This window comes from Bacillus sp. K2I17 (assembly GCF_002209985.1).
GTDB lineage: Bacteria > Bacillota > Bacilli > Bacillales > Bacillaceae_G > Bacillus_A > Bacillus_A wiedmannii.
Map to the genome: position 1 here is coordinate 32,196 of NZ_NJGF01000027.1, position 15,827 is coordinate 48,022.

General features: G+C 32.0%; 19 protein-coding genes. 13 read left to right on the plus strand and 6 right to left on the minus strand.

The genetic code is table 11. The features are described 5' to 3' along the window. Positions 1-127 precede the first annotated feature (127 nt). The 5 genes from CER22_RS23455 (at position 128) to CER22_RS23475 (ending at position 4,291) form a co-directional block, all read left to right on the plus strand. Entirely contained in the window at positions 128-688 is a 561-nt protein-coding gene (locus CER22_RS23455) for a helix-turn-helix domain-containing protein (protein ID WP_000581036.1), read from the plus strand. 34 nt (positions 689-722) lie between these two features. Beyond that, positions 723-1,670 carry a hypothetical protein gene (locus CER22_RS23460; protein WP_088063336.1) on the plus strand — a complete coding sequence of 316 codons (948 nt, stop codon included), beginning with the start codon at positions 723-725 and terminating at the stop codon, positions 1,668-1,670. 167 nt (positions 1,671-1,837) lie between these two features. Continuing rightward, positions 1,838-1,987 carry an aspartyl-phosphate phosphatase Spo0E family protein gene (locus CER22_RS23465; protein ID WP_000424361.1) on the plus strand — a complete coding sequence of 50 codons (150 nt, stop codon included), beginning with the start codon at positions 1,838-1,840 and terminating at the stop codon, positions 1,985-1,987. 114 nt (positions 1,988-2,101) lie between these two features. Continuing rightward, complete coding sequence (locus tag CER22_RS23470; RefSeq protein ID WP_088609716.1) at positions 2,102-2,830, plus strand: alpha/beta fold hydrolase; 729 nt, start codon at positions 2,102-2,104, stop codon at positions 2,828-2,830. A 60-nt stretch (positions 2,831-2,890) separates the two neighbouring features. Beyond that, on the plus strand, positions 2,891-4,291 hold the full coding sequence (locus CER22_RS23475; protein WP_088609717.1) for a protoporphyrinogen oxidase: 1,401 nt from the start codon (positions 2,891-2,893) through the stop codon (positions 4,289-4,291). Between the two features lie 51 nt (positions 4,292-4,342). Here the strand turns inward: CER22_RS23475 and CER22_RS23480 are convergent, their stop codons facing one another. After that, a complete protein-coding gene (locus tag CER22_RS23480) occupies positions 4,343-4,891 on the minus strand; it encodes a hypothetical protein (protein WP_088063338.1) in 549 nt (182 codons plus the stop codon). 486 nt (positions 4,892-5,377) lie between these two features. On the opposite strand from CER22_RS23480, the gene CER22_RS23485 reads away from it, so the two are divergent. Continuing rightward, entirely contained in the window at positions 5,378-5,929 is a 552-nt protein-coding gene (locus tag CER22_RS23485; protein ID WP_046954301.1) for a GNAT family N-acetyltransferase, read from the plus strand. 38 nt (positions 5,930-5,967) lie between these two features. On the opposite strand, the gene CER22_RS23490 is transcribed toward CER22_RS23485, so the two are convergent. Together CER22_RS23490 and cspD are read right to left on the minus strand one after the other, a co-directional pair. Continuing rightward, the gene (locus tag CER22_RS23490) at positions 5,968-6,153 is read right to left on the minus strand and encodes a cold-shock protein (protein WP_000286202.1); all 186 of its coding nucleotides are present in this window, start codon (positions 6,151-6,153) and stop codon (positions 5,968-5,970) included. An 86-nt stretch (positions 6,154-6,239) separates the two neighbouring features. Beyond that, on the minus strand, positions 6,240-6,443 hold the full coding sequence (cspD, locus tag CER22_RS23495) for a cold-shock protein CspD (protein ID WP_000176365.1): 204 nt from the start codon (positions 6,441-6,443) through the stop codon (positions 6,240-6,242). Between the two features lie 371 nt (positions 6,444-6,814). Here cspD and CER22_RS23500 point away from each other — a divergent pair, with 371 nt between their 5' ends. Then, positions 6,815-7,711 carry a CPBP family intramembrane glutamic endopeptidase gene (locus CER22_RS23500; RefSeq protein ID WP_060488737.1) on the plus strand — a complete coding sequence of 299 codons (897 nt, stop codon included), beginning with the start codon at positions 6,815-6,817 and terminating at the stop codon, positions 7,709-7,711. 17 nt (positions 7,712-7,728) lie between these two features. Then, positions 7,729-8,370, plus strand: coding sequence for an AAA family ATPase (locus CER22_RS23505; protein ID WP_088609724.1), 642 nt, complete (start codon positions 7,729-7,731; stop codon positions 8,368-8,370). Between the two features lie 36 nt (positions 8,371-8,406). On the opposite strand, the gene CER22_RS23510 is transcribed toward CER22_RS23505, so the two are convergent. Further along, positions 8,407-9,141, minus strand: coding sequence for an arginase family protein (locus CER22_RS23510; protein WP_088609718.1), 735 nt, complete (start codon positions 9,139-9,141; stop codon positions 8,407-8,409). A 188-nt stretch (positions 9,142-9,329) separates the two neighbouring features. Between CER22_RS23510 and CER22_RS23515 the strand changes: the two genes are divergently transcribed. Continuing rightward, positions 9,330-9,956, plus strand: coding sequence for a PRK06770 family protein (locus tag CER22_RS23515; RefSeq protein WP_116300182.1), 627 nt, complete (start codon positions 9,330-9,332; stop codon positions 9,954-9,956). Between the two features lie 58 nt (positions 9,957-10,014). Here CER22_RS23515 and CER22_RS23520 read toward each other — a convergent pair whose 3' ends face one another. Beyond that, positions 10,015-10,881 (minus strand): LysR family transcriptional regulator, encoded by an 867-nt coding sequence (locus tag CER22_RS23520; protein ID WP_060488742.1) that lies wholly within the window; start codon positions 10,879-10,881, stop codon positions 10,015-10,017. A gap of 129 nt (positions 10,882-11,010) precedes the next feature. Here CER22_RS23520 and CER22_RS23525 point away from each other — a divergent pair, with 129 nt between their 5' ends. The 3 genes from CER22_RS23525 to CER22_RS23535 all read left to right on the plus strand — a co-directional run bounded on the left by CER22_RS23525 (position 11,011) and on the right by CER22_RS23535 (position 13,658). Continuing rightward, positions 11,011-12,054, plus strand: a complete 1,044-nt coding sequence (locus tag CER22_RS23525; protein WP_088063340.1) for an aspartate-semialdehyde dehydrogenase — start codon at positions 11,011-11,013, stop codon at positions 12,052-12,054. Positions 12,055-12,221: 167 nt separating this feature from the next. Then, positions 12,222-13,328 carry a C45 family autoproteolytic acyltransferase/hydolase gene (locus tag CER22_RS23530; RefSeq protein WP_088609719.1) on the plus strand — a complete coding sequence of 369 codons (1,107 nt, stop codon included), beginning with the start codon at positions 12,222-12,224 and terminating at the stop codon, positions 13,326-13,328. Between the two features lie 66 nt (positions 13,329-13,394). Further along, entirely contained in the window at positions 13,395-13,658 is a 264-nt protein-coding gene (locus CER22_RS23535; RefSeq protein WP_142291730.1) for a hypothetical protein, read from the plus strand. 102 nt (positions 13,659-13,760) lie between these two features. On the opposite strand, the gene CER22_RS23540 is transcribed toward CER22_RS23535, so the two are convergent. Next, positions 13,761-14,663: a LysR family transcriptional regulator gene (locus CER22_RS23540; protein ID WP_088609720.1), complete on the minus strand. Its 903-nt coding sequence runs from the start codon at positions 14,661-14,663 to the stop codon at positions 13,761-13,763. A 262-nt stretch (positions 14,664-14,925) separates the two neighbouring features. On the opposite strand from CER22_RS23540, the gene CER22_RS23545 reads away from it, so the two are divergent. Then, positions 14,926-15,612 carry an MOSC domain-containing protein gene (locus CER22_RS23545; protein ID WP_001045580.1) on the plus strand — a complete coding sequence of 229 codons (687 nt, stop codon included), beginning with the start codon at positions 14,926-14,928 and terminating at the stop codon, positions 15,610-15,612. The last annotated feature ends 215 nt before the right edge of the window (positions 15,613-15,827 follow it).

Consider the following 15,827-nt stretch of genomic DNA (forward strand, 5'->3'; position numbering starts at 1 on the left):
GATATAATGTACAAAGGTAAGTATATAAGTCCTTAAGGCGATAGGAAAGGATTATTTGCCTTTGTTTACTATGTCAGCACAAAGACAACGAAACATGCAATATGATGAACGAAAGGAAGGTTTTACTATGATACATGATAGACTCGGACAAACTGTATTAAGTTATCGTAAGAAAAATAATATGACAATTCGTGAATTTGCTGATTATGCAGGAATTAGTACTTCACTAATTAGTCAAATTGAACGAGGATATGCGAATCCTTCTTTAAGTGTATTGGAATTAATTGCGAAAGCATTAAATGTACCGCTATTTACACTTTTTATTAATGAGATTGATACAGATTCACTCATTTCTAAGAAAAAAGATCGAAAAAAAGTGTATCGGGAGAACAATGATCACATTGTATATGATGTATTAACACCGGATTTTATGAAAGCACGAATTGAAATGTTAATAATGGATTTAAATAAACAAGCAAACACAACGGAAAGTCACTATTCACATGAAGATAAAGAAGAGATTGCTGTTGTTATGAAAGGAGAAGTGTATGTGGAGTTAGAAGGAAAAGAATATTTTTTAGAAGAAGGCGATGTTGTACGTATTCCGCCAAATGTGAAACATCGCTTTTTGAATAAAAGTGATGAATCCAATCATATTTTATTTGTATTGACACCATCTTTAGGATGAGTATTAAGTGATTTTTATTACGGGGGAAAAATAGATGGAAAATAAAACTGTTTTAAGAGAGGGTCTTTCAATTATTTCTCAGTGTAAAAAACAAACAAATGATATTTGGCATGCGCATTTCGGAGCAGCTGCAATTGCTAGTTATTTTTTTATGAAAGATAACAATATGGAAGAAGAGATAAATCGTAGTATGTATTCTCAAACAAAAATGATGTTGAACAATCAAAACTTAGGTGAAATCATCGATAGTAAAAAAGAAATTGATTTTCAAAGTGCTGAAAAACTGATTATAAAATCAATGGAGCATACAATTGATGAACTTCATTGGGTGGGGCATAATGTCATTTATGCTGCATTAAGTTTATTAGCTATGAAAGAGTTACAAAAATGGGGGAATAATCAAGCAATTGAGGGAATTACTAACCTTATATTATCGTTTCGAAAAACAATTCCTGGTAGATCGTGGATTGGTTTTACGACGAAGGAAGTAAAACAATTAAGTATAAACGATGAGATAGAAAGTGAATTCAAAAATCCGAAACAATTATCTAAGTTTATTTTAAAGGAGCTCTCGCAATTTAATATTATTTATAGAGCGGAAGCGCATCATGATTTAATTGGTCATTTGCTTACTTTTTCTCATGCAATTAATATTATGTATGATTTAGGGCATAGAGATATATTCCAACGAGGGATACGTCCACTGTTAAAACTAGTATACGTGTTACGTGCTAGTCAATATCTTATGCCGAATACTGAAATTAACTTGCACTCACCTATAGATCGTTTACCTTTAATCGAATCAAAACGTGCTTATGTATTACCAACAGAAAATCAATTTTGGCTAAAAGACTATAGTGCGTTTGATTGGGATTTCGGGCATGTTTTTAAATTCTCATATAGTTATTTTGATCATATAAAGAGAGCTCCAGAATATAAAGATATTACATTAGAGAAATTCCGATTTGTTATTAATACATAATGAAGTCTAATGATCTGTATAAAGGGTTAAATTTAAAATTTTTTGTTGATAGGTATATTATTTTTTTATTTGTAAGATTTTACATGCTTATTTTACTTTTACTAATTATGTAAATAGGCTATACTAAAATACATATATTTTAGTATTGGAGAGAGAAGTAAAACGACATGGAATTAGTGAAATTGGAAAAAGTCATTGAAATAAAGAAAGAAGAACTTTTATATTTAGTATCGGATTACGGAATTCAACATGAAAAAGTATTGGCATTAAGTCAAGAAATAGACAAATTGATTAATTACTTTATGTTTTTAAAATAAAAAGAACTATGGCATGATTTGAAAATGTTATAGTTCTTTTTTATTTGGAAATTCAGATGTATATTCTATATACTGATAATAGATAGAATATTCTGTTTTGAAGGAGGGAGATATATGATATTACATACGCACATTTCAGGCGAAGGGGAACCAATTATGCTTTTACACTCTGGTGGTATGACAGGTTTAGTAGAGTATGAAGAGCAGGTAGCATTTTTTCGAGAAAAAAACTATCAAATCATTCGTCCTGATTTAAGAGGACATGGAAGATCAGGGGGGACGTTGGAGAATTATTTCCTACGATCTGTAAAGGATTTACATGCTACGTTAGTACATTTACAAATTGATAGATGTCATATAGCTGGTGTTTCACTAGGAGGATTAGTCGCTTTATTATTTGCAAAAAAATATCCAGATAAAGTGAGAACATTAACTTTTTCAGGTATTTTTCCGGTTAAGAGAGAAAATTGGGAAGAGTCTCAGGAGTATGAAGCAAAGTGTCATCAGGAATTGATGGAAAATAAAGAAGTTATAACGTATATGAATGAAATTCATGAGAAAAGTGACTGGAAAGCATTACTTGAATCGTGGCAAGTTAAAGATTGGTACCCATTTGATGAAACAGGTGATGTAGCTAATCTTCAAATACCTACACTTTGTATTGCTGGGGGAGATGCAGAAGATGAAGTTACAGCTACTACAATGTTCAAACAATTAAACGATAATATTTATATTGCTGTTATTCCGTTTGCTGGTCATTTAGTGCATAACGATCAACCAGAAATATATTCGAATATATTGTCTAATTTCTTACAGAATGCACAAGCTGCTAGTCGAATATAAGGACTTTTGGGTATAATAATAAAGGAATTATTAATTGTATCGGTTAGGAGCGCAGTACATATGAAAACAGTTGTTGTTATCGGTGGAGGTATAACGGGACTTTCTACTATGTTTTATTTAGAAAAATTAAAAAAGGATAATAATATCGATTTAAATTTAATCCTTGTAGAAAAAGAAGAGTACTTAGGTGGTAAAATCCATAGTGTAGAAGAAAAGGATTTTATTATGGAATCAGGAGCGGATTCTATCGTTGCTCGTAATGAACATGTTATGCCGCTTGTAAAAGATTTGAATTTAGAAGAAGAAATGGTATATAACGAAACGGGTATTTCTTACATACATTCTGATAATACTTTACACCCAATTCCATCTGACACTATATTTGGGATACCGATGAGTGTGGAGTCATTGTTTAGCACTACGCTAGTATCAACGAAAGGGAAAATTGTTGCTTTAAAAGATTTTATAACGAAAAATAAAGAGTTTACAAAAGATACTTCACTTGCTGTATTTTTAGAAAGCTTTTTAGGGAAAGAGTTAGTGGAAAGACAAATTGCTCCGGTGCTTTCAGGAGTATATTCCGGTAAATTGAATGAACTTACTATGGCATCGACATTACCGTATTTACTGGATTATAAAAATAAATATGGAAGTATTATTAAAGGTTTTGAAGAGAATAAAAAACAGTTTCAATCAGCAGGAAACAAAAAGTTCGTATCATTTAAAGGTGGACTATCTACGATTATTGATCGTTTAGAAGAAATGCTGACTGAGACAGTCGTTAAGAAAGGTGCTGTAACGACTGCTGTAAGGAAACAAGGTGATCGCTATGAAATCTCCTTTGCAAATCATGAATCAATCCAAGCTGATTATGTTGTTTTAGCAGCTCCGCATGATATCGCAGAAACTTTATTACGGTCTAATGAGTTAAACGAGCAGTTTCATACATTTAAAAACTCATCTCTTATAAGTATTTACTTAGGATTTGATATACTTGATGAACAATTACCGGCGGACGGCACAGGATTTATCGTAACGGAAAACAGTGATTTACATTGTGATGCGTGTACATGGACAAGCCGGAAGTGGAAGCATACATCGGGAAAACAAAAGCTATTAGTAAGAATGTTTTATAAGAGTACAAATCCAGTATATGCAACGATTAAAAATTATAGTGAAGAAGAATTGGTACAAGTCGCTTTATATGATATTGAAAAGAGTCTGGGAATTAAAGGGAAACCAGAAGTAGTTGAAGTTACAAATTGGAAAGATTTAATGCCGAAATATCATTTAGAACATAATCAAGCTGTTCAAATATTACAAGAAAAAATGACGGATCTTTATCCTAATGTATACTTAGCTGGAGCTTCATATTACGGTGTCGGAATTGGTGCGTGTATTGGAAATGGGAAGAACACTGCAAATGAAATAATTGCAACATTAAAGAAACAGTCAAAATAGAATACATATATAAATAAAATGTCCCTCCAGTATATTGGAGGGACGTTTTATTTATTTCACTTGAATTGAGATTTTTTTATTAGTTATATTATTCTCAGTAATCGTTAATGCTATGTTCCCAGATTCTTTAAATGAATATGATGAGAGTTGATAAAGCTCTTTTATGCCATGTTTCTCTTTTAATTTATTGGCTGGAAGTGATGTTATGTTCGGTTTCCATGATTCTTGTTTACCTGAAGGGTATTTTACTATTATTTCTGGATTATTTAATTGAATTGTTTCCCAAGAGGCAAAATGTAATTCAACTGCTGTATCTTTTTTTAGTAACTCTTCTGAGAAATATCCAAGCTCCCCAACATTACCGAAAACAGTAAAGTTTTGATTTTGTAACGTGATATCTAAATGTTTAGGTTGATAGGTTGCTGCGTGATAGATTCCATATGAAAGCGAAAGAGTGGAAGCGATTAACATGCCGATTGAAAATGTCATAAAGCTATTACCTTTAAAACTAGTCATCATGAATGAATTTGGGGCGAACTTTTTTGCAAATAAAAATATGAGTAATATGAGTAAGAGGGATAAGCCGATGAATATATACATAGAACATTTACACTCCACAGAAAAACATAACGTTAACTACATTTTACCATAAATGTATGGATCAGGGGTGTGTTTTAGAAGGGAAAAGTGAGCACGGAATCGAAATTATAAGACGGAGTGGTGAAAATGAAAATAATACAATTAATTTTTATAAATAAAGGTAAGAGTAGGGAATGTGATTGTATCCTTTTGTTAATGAGTTAGATACACTACTTAGAGAAACTGGTTTTTTAAGTGTAAACTGGAGACAAACAGCTCTTGGGCATTAGTTGCAAATAAATAGAGCATAAAGAGGTGATCATAGTATTTTGATCACCTCTTTATTTTTTCTAATCATGCAAAAGCAAGAAGGGTTATTTTTAGTTTGTATTGAATTAAGATGATAAGCTTCTCTAGAAATATTTGATAAATGGGACATTGAGGACTTTCCTAATTATAAATACTTTTTCTGCTATAATGAATGAGTAGAAAGAAAGGAGTGATCCTGTGGCGTTTCCTATATTAGAAACAGAACGTTTGCGTTTAGTTGAAATAGAACAATCTTATTGTCAAAAAATATATGAAATCTTTTCATTGGATGAAGTAACGTGTTATTACGGTATGAATTCTTTTACGGAGTTTGGACAAGCTTCACGTATGATTGAATCTTTTTCAAAAAATTACTTTGAGAAAAAGGCAATACGATGGGGGATTGTATTAAAAGAAACAAATACTTTAGTGGGTACAATTGGATTAAATAATTTACAACTATGGAGTAAACGATCTGAAATTGGATATGACTTACATCCTCGTTATTGGGGGAATGGTTATGCGTCAGAAGCGGCTCGAGAAATTATTCATTATGGATTTCGAGATTTAGGCTTATTTAGAATTGGAGCTATTACATACCCTGAAAATGTTACTTCTTGTAAAATGTTATCTAAAATAGGCTTTCATAAGGAAGGGTTATTACGTGGCTATATTCATCAAGGAAATAAGCAACATGATGCACTATTGTATTCTATAGTTCGAACGGATGTAGAGGATATAAATTTATAATAAAAACCCCCTCTTATAAAAGAGGGGGTAAGTAAAAATTAACCTATTTTAGGTAATAAACGTTCTCCGCTTTTCATGCTACTTTTACATAAAGGGCATTTAGGCTCTTCTTCAAATGAAAAATTCTTTCTCATCCATCCTAAACAATCCTCTGATTCACATTCCCAGACAGGGGTTTGTTCTGGTGGTACTTCAGCTACATCGTTCTTTCGATTGCGATACATATAACCACTCCTTTTATGTAAAAAATTTTAGTTATATATTAAAAAGGTTGTTAACCGAGCTGGTAACAACCTTTTTATTGTTTGAATTATAGCTTTACAACGTTTTTAGCTTGAGGTCCACGGTTACCGTCTTCAACTTCGAAGCTAACTTCTTGACCTTCGTCAAGAGACTTGAAGCCGTCGCCAGTGATAGCTGAGAAGTGAACGAATACGTCGTTACCGTCTGCAACTTCGATGAAACCGAAACCTTTTTCGCTGTTAAACCATTTTACTTTACCTGTTAATGTCATGGTAATGCCTCCTAAAATTTAAAAAGATTACAATATGATCGGCCTTATTTGAATGAAAAATAAAAGTTCACATATTATCAAACACCCATAAGGAGTACAAAATAATCCTGATTGATACTTGATAATATGCAAAGGAAATATGGTGTTAAATTGACCTTAATTACTATCTTACAACAAATGGTGGGAAATAGCAAGTGCTGGTAATACCAGTGAATAATCTTGGTGATAATAGTAAAACGCACAAAGTTATCTCTTTTATTTATATATTATTCCAAATTTAGGTTTATGCTAAACGGAGAGCATTTTTATTGGAAGTTTGTATTAGAGAAACGATATATAGTATTAATATATTTGTTATGGAGGCGAGAATATTGCAATTTACTCAATTTAAAATAATTGATGCAGCTAAAGAAGGAAGAAAAAAAGTTCATCCAATATTCGCTGTTATACTTGCAATTGTATTTTTAACTTTAGGTGAATTGTTCATGTTATTTATGTTGTTTTTACCGAAAGCAGAAACACTTTTAATGAAGGCAATTTATAGTGATATTGAGATGATATTGACGTTTGGCGGAGCTGTATTTTTTGTTTTTTTATGGGTTAGATTTGTAGAGAAAAGATCAATTTCATCCATTGGTTTTTGGAGAAATCAGTGGATAAGAAAATATTTGAGAGGTGCATTAATAGGTTTTGTTTTCATTTCAATACCAGTAATGATACTTTTATTAACAGGAATTGTACAACTACAAATGCAACAAATTACGCCAACCGCTATAATTGGAATTGTGGGATCTTTAGTTGCTTTTTTAATACAAGGTGCAACAGAAGAAATTGTTGTTCGAGGTTGGTTATTTCCAGTCCTTTCTGTTAGAAGCCGTATATGGATTGGGATTGTTGTAACTTCTTTTTTATTTGGTTTTCTGCATTTACTAAATCCAGGTATTACAATTCTTTCAATATCGAATATAATATTAGTTGGTGTATTTGCAGCTTTTTACGCTTTAAAGGACAGTAGTCTTTGGGGGATATGCGCGTGGCATTCGTTGTGGAATTGGGCACAGTTTAATATTTATGGTTTTGCAGTAAGTGGAATGGCAATGTATTCTACACCACTTTTTAAACCTGTAACAAAAGGATCGGAAGTCCTTCATGGGGGCTCGTTCGGTATTGAGGGGAGTATCATTACAACAATTATGCTTTCTATCGCTTCAATTGTTTTATGGAGACAGTTATGGGGAAAAAATGCAAAGCAAAGAGATTTAAGTTAATGAAAGTGGGAGAAACTATGGGGATTATAGCGTTTGAGGGAGCAAGTGCGGTTGGTAAGAGTAGCACGTGTCGTGAGTTAGAAAAAAATTATGGTGCGTACATTATACCTGAAGTGAATTTATTGTTTGAAAGACCAAAAAACGAACATAGAACATGGTATTTTGAAAAACAAGTAGAGCGCTGGAAAATAGCAGCGCAGAAATCAGAGCAATATGAATTAGTAATACTTGATGGCGACATTTATCAACCACTTAGTTATAATTGGTGTTTCCATTTTGATATATTTAATCAGCCGTTATCTTTAATAGAAAACTTTTATAAAGAAAAGCTGATACATAGGGAAATTGGTTTTCCCGATCAATATTTTTATTTATATACGAATGATGAAGAACTTAGAAAACGGAAAGAATCTGACGAGACAAAAAGAAGAAGAAACTTTGAAAAACATTTACATATATCAAAATCATTTCAACGTTATTATGAAAATTTAAATGCTGTTACAGACGGATATTGCAAAATGATTGATGCGAAAAGTGTAAAATCGAATGAATTAGAAATTGTGAAAAGTTTAAATAGTTTAAATGTGTGTGAAGAGAGACGTTTTGATGTTTCGAGGTTAGATGCGATTACGAAGTGGTTAAAAGAACATCGTGCATAAAAACAACGAGTGCCTTATAAGGTACTCGTTGTTTTTTTATGTATTATATATTGATTTTAAAATTTGTAAGTTTGCTTTTTCATTTTTCTTAATAGCATTTGCATATTTAGCTAGAAAGAGCTGAGAAGGATAAACCGGTAGTTCACCACAAATATCGATACCATAAACATTTTTATTCCTAATAAGAGAATGTAAACATTTTAATAGTGTAGAAAGTTTCATATGTCCTTGATCCCAATTTGTAATAGTTACTTTTGAATCTAAAACATCTTTATCAATGCTTACATATATAGTATCTGTATGAATATGCGAAAGTATCGTATGTGTAGATACTTCTACGCATGAATAATCATTAGAATGAATGGTTAAAGAAGAAGGTCCGATAATAATTACTTTCTTTAATTTTGGGTTATTTTGAAGTGTGAACGATACCCATGACCCGCAAGAAATAAGAGTATGTTCATTTTCTTCTTTTAAGTTCATGTCAGTGTGATGATCAAATAAAATAAGGCTAAATGGTTCATCTATTTCTTTTAGTAGCAAATAAGATACATAATGATAATTTCCAGAACCGATAAAGGTGATTCCTCTTTGCTTTCTACGATATAACTCCCGTTTTATACTCTTTAAAGAAGGAATCTCGCAATACAGGTTTGTGTGCTCTAAATGACTAAAATCAATATCCTCATGTGAATAAGAATGAAGTTTATTTTGTAATAAATATGTATCGTCAAAGTTTAAAAAAGTTAAACCGCTATACAATAAACTCATATTTATTCATCTCCTTAATATGTAGGCTAGCATATATTTTTATAAAATTAAAACGAAATGCTTAGAGATGGATCTGCATTTGAAAAAGATGGATATTTTGACAGAATAATCTTTCAATTGATAAAGAAAAGAAATATAATATAAGGAAATATATATGTGGTTCGAGAAATAGAAAATATGAATGGGATATGTGGGAGGAAACAAGCAAGATGAAAACATTTTTTAAAATAATAGGTATTTTAGCTGGTATGGCGGTAATCGGCGTAGGTGTAACATATGGTATGCTGTATTATCTAAATAATAGTAAACCAGCTGCGAAAAAGGCATCACCAGCTGCTCCGGCAGCAGAAGTACTAGCTGATAGTAATGTAAAAGCTGAAGATGCAAAGCTTTTAGAAAATGGCAATCATTCATTACCAAATAGCGGTTTTAATAAAAATTTTAAATGGACAGATGAGAACATACAGACAGCATTACATGAAATGGCACATCAAAAAACGAAAGCTGATCAAAAGTGGGGCTATATTTTTATCACACAAGAACGAATTGAAAGTTTACTTGATATTGTAAAGAGTAATGATCTAGTACAAGGAAATACATATGCAGATATTTTAGAGAGATGGAAACAAGGGAAATATGAAAAGATGGACGCAGATCACAACAAGATTTGGAAATTACAAAGCGGGAATTTAGGCGAAGGAAAAGGAGTAATGTCAGAAGCGGAACAAAAAGAGTTAATTAATCAATTGTTTATGCAAAAAGGTACATATTCAGGTAGTAAATTAATTGCAGATGGGGGACAGACTAATAAATAAGATAATATTGGAAGAGAGTAAGTGCTTATTAGGCAGTTACTCTTTTTTTGTGCACCTTTTAGTCTCGCTCTAGTAAGGAAAGAAACGATTGTAAAACGGGTGAAATCCATCTAGATTTATGATAGATTACATGGCTTTGAATAACTGTTGAAGTTTCGATAGGCTGAAAACAGAGTTGTTCTTTTTGACAACTTTCTTGTACAACAATGTAAGGAAGAATTGAAATTCCTAACTCACACATCACAGATTGTTTAATGACTTCAACGTTGGAAGTTTCAAATGTTTTAGCTGGAATATTTCCGCTTTGACGTAAAAACCGATCTACCATCGGTCTATAGCCGCAGCTTTGTTCTGTAAAGATAAATTGAGTATCATTTAGTAAACAAAATGGATTAGAGTGTGTAGAGTAATGGGGAGGTAAAATCCATCCAAATGCTTCATTACAAAAAGTACGCGTAATAAAATCATTATGTTCCATACTTTCTCCAATTATGAAAATAACATCTGTTTCTCCTTCACGTAGCTTATTCATTGCTTGTTCGTTTGTAGTTGTTTCCAGTATGATATTTACTTTCGGATTCTCCTGTTTGTACATACGTAATAATTGTGGTAATCGGTACACTGCTAATGATTCGTTAGATGTAATCGTTAAAGTTCCCTCTAAATCATCACTATTTTGAGGGATTTCTTGCGCTTTTTCATAAATAGCTAGTAATTCTAGAGCATAAGGATGAAATTGATGACCTGCTTTTGTAAGAAGTACTTTTTTCCCTAATCGATCGAATAGAGGGAGACGTAAATCGTTTTCTAATGCTTTCATATGCGCTGTTACAGTAGATTGCGCATAACCTAACGCATGAGCAGCTTTAGAAAAACTACCATACTTAACGATGGCACAAAATGTTTTAACATGTCTCATTTCCATAAGCTATCCCTCTTTTATTATCATGATTTGTGAATGATTATATCACGTATTTCAATTTTCCAAATGATTAAATTCTTTATAAAATGAAATTATAGAAATATTCATTTAAATTATATTGGAGGAGAAATGATGATCAAAAAGGGCTATCATGTAGCTGTAGTTGGTGCTACAGGTGCAGTAGGACAAAAAATTATTGAACTGTTAGAAAAAGAAACTAAATTTAATATAGTTGAAGTTACATTGCTTTCGTCAAAACGATCCGCTGGCAAGTTAGTGCAATTTAAAGGACGAGAGATAATGATACAAGAGGCAAAAGCAACTAGCTTTGAAGGTGTAGATATTGCCTTTTTTAGCGCTGGAGGAGAAGTGTCTAGACAATTTGTTAATCACGCAGTCACTAGTGGTGCCATCGTAATTGATAACACAAGTGAATACCGAATGGCGCACGATGTACCACTCGTTGTTCCAGAAGTAAATGCGCACACTTTAAAGGAGCATAACGGTATCATAGCAGTTCCGAATTGTTCAGCATTACAGATGGTGACGGCACTTCAACCAATTCGAAAAGTATTCGGATTGGAACGAATTATTGTTTCCACATACCAAGCTGTGTCAGGTTCAGGAATTCATGCGATTCATGAATTAAAAGAACAGGCAAAGTCAATGCTTGAAGGTGAAGAGGTTAAGAGTACTATACTGCCAGCGAAAAAAGATAAAAAACACTATCCGATTGCGTTTAATGTATTGCCTCAAGTAGATATATTTACAGATAATGATTTTACATTTGAAGAAGTAAAAATGATTCAAGAAACGAAGAAAATTTTGGAGGACCAAAACTTGAAAATGGCAGCTACTTGTGTGCGTGTTCCGGTCGTATCCGGGCACTCAGAATCGGTTTATATAGAACTTGAAAAAGAAGCAACTGTTGCAGAAATAAGAGAAGTGTTGCTGGATGCACCAGGTGTTATACTGCAAGATAATCCTAGTGAACAGCTGTACCCAATGCCATTATATGCAGAAGGGAAAATAGATACATTTGTCGGGAGAATTAGAAAAGACCCTGATACACCAAAAGGATTCCATCTTTGGATTGTTTCCGATAATTTATTAAAAGGGGCCGCTTGGAACTCGGTTCAAATTGCAGAAACGTTGGTGGAAGAGGGGATAATATAGTATAGGTAAATTAGGAAACTGTTAATGATTACAGTTTCCTAATTTTTATTTTATAATTGTTTTCTTTATTCCAGCCAAATTTGATTTGAAAGACAGTAAAAAACATCAAGAATGAATAAAATTCATTTGGTATGATATGGATAAATTAGATGTAAGGTGGGATTTAGATGTACCAAGTTAAGGGGTACTTTTCATCATTAAAAGGAAGTCATTATGATATTGGAAAGCAACAAGGAGAGTTTGTGAAAAATCATCCGTATCTCATTCCACAATTTATACAGCAAGAACATTTAGTATCAGATAATTATTGGACAGAATCTAGAAATATATTAAATCAATATTGTCCAGGAATTAATGAAGAAATTGAAGGGTTTTGTGAAGTGTTGAAAATTCCTGCTAGAAATCTGATGTATTATTATCAAACACTATTAAAAGCAGGATGTAGTCATTGTGTCGTATTACCTAAAAAGACAGATTCAAAGCACACATATGTATTAAGAAATTATGATTTGTTACCCAAAATAGATGATATGCGTTTTTGCTCAACACATGTTGAAGGTGCATATGTACATAGTGGCTTTTCTACTTTTTATTTCGGTCGAACAGAAGGAGTTAACGAGCATGGGTTAGCTGTTACATTTTCAGCATGTGGTCAACCAGTAGGAAATATTGAAGGCTTACGAAAGCCAGTGTTAAGTGGTTTACAATGCTTTGCGGTAATTCGAGTATTATTGGAGAAATGTAAAAATGTGCAGGAGGCGATATCACTAGTTGATGAAATGCCAATTGCAAGTAATATTAATCTAATTGTAGCAGATCCTTTAGACGCAGCGCGTATTGAAATATTTGACGGATATAAATCAATAACCACAATTGATGAGGAAAGCCATGATTTTATCGTATCAACAAACCATGCGATTAGTTTACCTATTCAAAAATTGAATAATAGAAGATTAGAACAATCCACAAACAGATATCACATATTGTATGAATATTTAAATCAAAATGAACTAGTGAGCATGGATTCTTTAAAAGAATTAGTAGAAAGAGAGTATCCTACTGGGCTGACAGTACATAATTATGAAGAATGGTTTGGAACTTTGCATTCTGTCTTATTTGATTTGCATAATCGTATAATGAATATTTGCTTCGGATCTCCACTATTCAACGACTGGTACTCATTGAAAGTTGGAGGAAGTCTTTCATTTTCTCAGGTAAATGTGAAATTTAATAATAAAACGTATACTGACTTTTGGAGAGAAGAATGCTATTAATTGATTCAAGAAGAATAAATGAGATAAAATGGTAATAGTAAGGTGTATGTACGGGAGGGATTGCCATTGCTAAAAGTAATGTTACCGATTGTTCTTATCTTATTTGTTGCCGTTTCAATGTATATTACTTATGAAAAAAGAAAAAAAGCAGGGGTAAAAGGATTGAAGAGTGCGTTAACTTCAATTTGTTTCTTTACACTAGCAATCTTAAATTTGCTTGCATATTGGTTTAACTTTGGCGGTATTTTTATTTGGTTAACTTCAATTGTTTTATTACTAGTCGGGGCATATTTTACGAAATATATTCCAATATCTAAAAAGGTACATTGAAATTTATTTGAGTTTAAAAGTTATGTTGTATTTTGTTTTGAAAAGAGATTATCCTACTAGAGCGTTGTGAAACGGTTTTATAGGATAATCTCTTTTGTTCGTTTAGCTTTGTAAAGAACGTACTGTTCTTTTTAGTTGTTCAATAAATTCTCGAGTTGCAGCACACATATATTTATCTTTTCTATAAATAAGCCCAATTTCTATTGTTGGGGTAGGATTTTCTATTTTAATTGCTTGAATGTTTTTATTTTGTAAAAAGTCTATATACGGTTTTGGTAACACTGTAATTCCCATTCCTTTTGAAACCATTTGGATTAAAGATTCCATCGTACTAATTTCTAAAATTGGTTTTGGTTTAAAGTTAAATTTTTGACAATGAGATGTAATTAGTTCGGTTAAAAAGAAATTTTTAGGTAAAAGAATTAAAGGGTAGTTCTGTAATTCAGCAATAGATACATGATTACGTTCAGCTAATTGATGATCGGTTGGTACGACTAATGTAAGTTCACTTTTGTATAGAGGGATAGAAATAATCTCCTTATCTTGCACCGGGAGAAATGTAATGCCAATATCTAGTTCGTTTTGTAATAATTTTTCACGAATATCTTCTGTACGAAGCCCTAATACAGAAAGCTCTATATTGGGATATGAATGATTAAAATTTAATATAGCTGGTGGTAGTAAATAATTTACGACGGTTAACAAAGAGCCTATTGTTAAGGAACCTTGCTGTAATCCGTTTAGATCTTGAATTGCAGAACGAGCTTGTTCGACTTCATGAAAAATGGTTTTACTATGTAATAATAAAATCCTTCCTGCATCAGTTAAAGATATTTTTTTACCAATGCGATCAAAAAGCGGCATTCCTACTTCATGTTCTAATGCACGTATTTGCTGACTTAAAGAAGGTTGTGAAATATTTAGTTTCTCAGCTGCTTTTGTGAAATGCAATTCTTTTGAAACAGCTAAAAAATATTCAAGTTGTCTTAATTCGATTGGAATCACCTCAAGTTTAATGATAGGTTATACCTATCATTATTATATAAATAATTGGATTGAACAATGATTTTGTTGAGCTTATAATCACTTTATTAGAGAGGGATTGAAAAGTTTTGAAGTAAGGATAGATAAGTATAGGAGCAAGGATATTTGAGTGGTTATTACATTTGCTGACCTTTTGTCATTTTAAATGAAAAATAGACAGAGAGTTTGAAAGTATAAATTAATCTATTGAAAAATTGTAGGGTAAGTAAGAGGAGCGATTAAGATGAATAAAGTATATGAGGTACTATCTTTAAATATAGGGTTACCAAAAGAGGTTACATACGGCGGAAAGGTAATTCATACAGGTATAAATAAGAAGCAAGTAAGGGAACCGGTGTTTTTATCCTTTTTAAAATTTAATGGAGATGGGCAAGCGGACTTAGTTCATCATGGTGGAGTAGATAAAGCAGTTTGTGTGTATTCTGGAGAACATTATAGATACTGGGAAAAAGAGTTGAATCAAGCCCTTGTATATGGAGCATTCGGAGAAAATATAACAATTAATTGTCTGTGTGAAGAGGATGTTTGTATTGGTGATACATTTCAAATTGGAGAAGCAATTGTACAAGTAACACAGCCAAGACAACCTTGTTTTAAATTAGCTAAGAAATACAATATTCCAAAGTTACCACTTTATTTTCAAGAAACAGGATATACAGGATTTTATTTTCGTGTATTAAAAGAAGGATGGGTATCACCTGTTGATACGTTAAAGTTAATAAAGTCTGATCCAAAAGGTGTTACAGTAGCATTTGCTAATCGTATTATGCATAAGGAAAAACAAAATATGGAAGGGCTAAAAAGGATCTTAGAAGTACATGCACTTTCTACAAGTTGGAGAAATACATTTGAAAAGCGAATGAGAGGAGAAGAAATTAATACGAGGGAGAGACTAGAAGGAAAAAAATAATAAAAAATATTTTTTTATAAATGGTGCATTTCTATGAGTAAAAACGAAGTAGAAAGCACTATTTTTATATAATAAACTTATTAATATTCAAAAATCTTAATATTGTTTTATTCGACTTATTTTCGAATAGTCAAAACATAAAATTAATTAGACTCTTTTTTTATATTTTATGATAGTATATTGATTGGTAAGACCTATTACATTAAGAGCAGGTT

What these genes read in the sequence shown, in the direction of transcription:
- CER22_RS23515 (WP_116300182.1), top strand. Translation starts at nt 9,330, where the DNA reads ATGTGGGAGGAAACAAGCAAGATGAAAACATTTTTTAAAATAATAGGT.
- CER22_RS23510 (WP_088609718.1), bottom strand. Translation starts at nt 9,141, where the DNA reads ATGAGTTTATTGTATAGCGGTTTAACTTTTTTAAACTTTGACGATACA.
- CER22_RS23460 (WP_088063336.1), top strand. Translation starts at nt 723, where the DNA reads ATGGAAAATAAAACTGTTTTAAGAGAGGGTCTTTCAATTATTTCTCAG.
- CER22_RS23545 (WP_001045580.1), top strand. Translation starts at nt 14,926, where the DNA reads ATGAATAAAGTATATGAGGTACTATCTTTAAATATAGGGTTACCAAAA.
- CER22_RS23465 (WP_000424361.1), top strand. Translation starts at nt 1,838, where the DNA reads ATGGAATTAGTGAAATTGGAAAAAGTCATTGAAATAAAGAAAGAAGAA.
- CER22_RS23520 (WP_060488742.1), bottom strand. Translation starts at nt 10,881, where the DNA reads ATGGAAATGAGACATGTTAAAACATTTTGTGCCATCGTTAAGTATGGT.
- CER22_RS23530 (WP_088609719.1), top strand. Translation starts at nt 12,222, where the DNA reads ATGTACCAAGTTAAGGGGTACTTTTCATCATTAAAAGGAAGTCATTAT.
- CER22_RS23470 (WP_088609716.1), top strand. Translation starts at nt 2,102, where the DNA reads ATGATATTACATACGCACATTTCAGGCGAAGGGGAACCAATTATGCTT.
- cspD (WP_000176365.1), bottom strand. Translation starts at nt 6,443, where the DNA reads ATGACATTAACAGGTAAAGTAAAATGGTTTAACAGCGAAAAAGGTTTC.
- CER22_RS23480 (WP_088063338.1), bottom strand. Translation starts at nt 4,891, where the DNA reads ATGTATATATTCATCGGCTTATCCCTCTTACTCATATTACTCATATTT.
- CER22_RS23455 (WP_000581036.1), top strand. Translation starts at nt 128, where the DNA reads ATGATACATGATAGACTCGGACAAACTGTATTAAGTTATCGTAAGAAA.
- CER22_RS23505 (WP_088609724.1), top strand. Translation starts at nt 7,729, where the DNA reads ATGGGGATTATAGCGTTTGAGGGAGCAAGTGCGGTTGGTAAGAGTAGC.
- CER22_RS23475 (WP_088609717.1), top strand. Translation starts at nt 2,891, where the DNA reads ATGAAAACAGTTGTTGTTATCGGTGGAGGTATAACGGGACTTTCTACT.
- CER22_RS23490 (WP_000286202.1), bottom strand. Translation starts at nt 6,153, where the DNA reads ATGTATCGCAATCGAAAGAACGATGTAGCTGAAGTACCACCAGAACAA.
- CER22_RS23525 (WP_088063340.1), top strand. Translation starts at nt 11,011, where the DNA reads ATGATCAAAAAGGGCTATCATGTAGCTGTAGTTGGTGCTACAGGTGCA.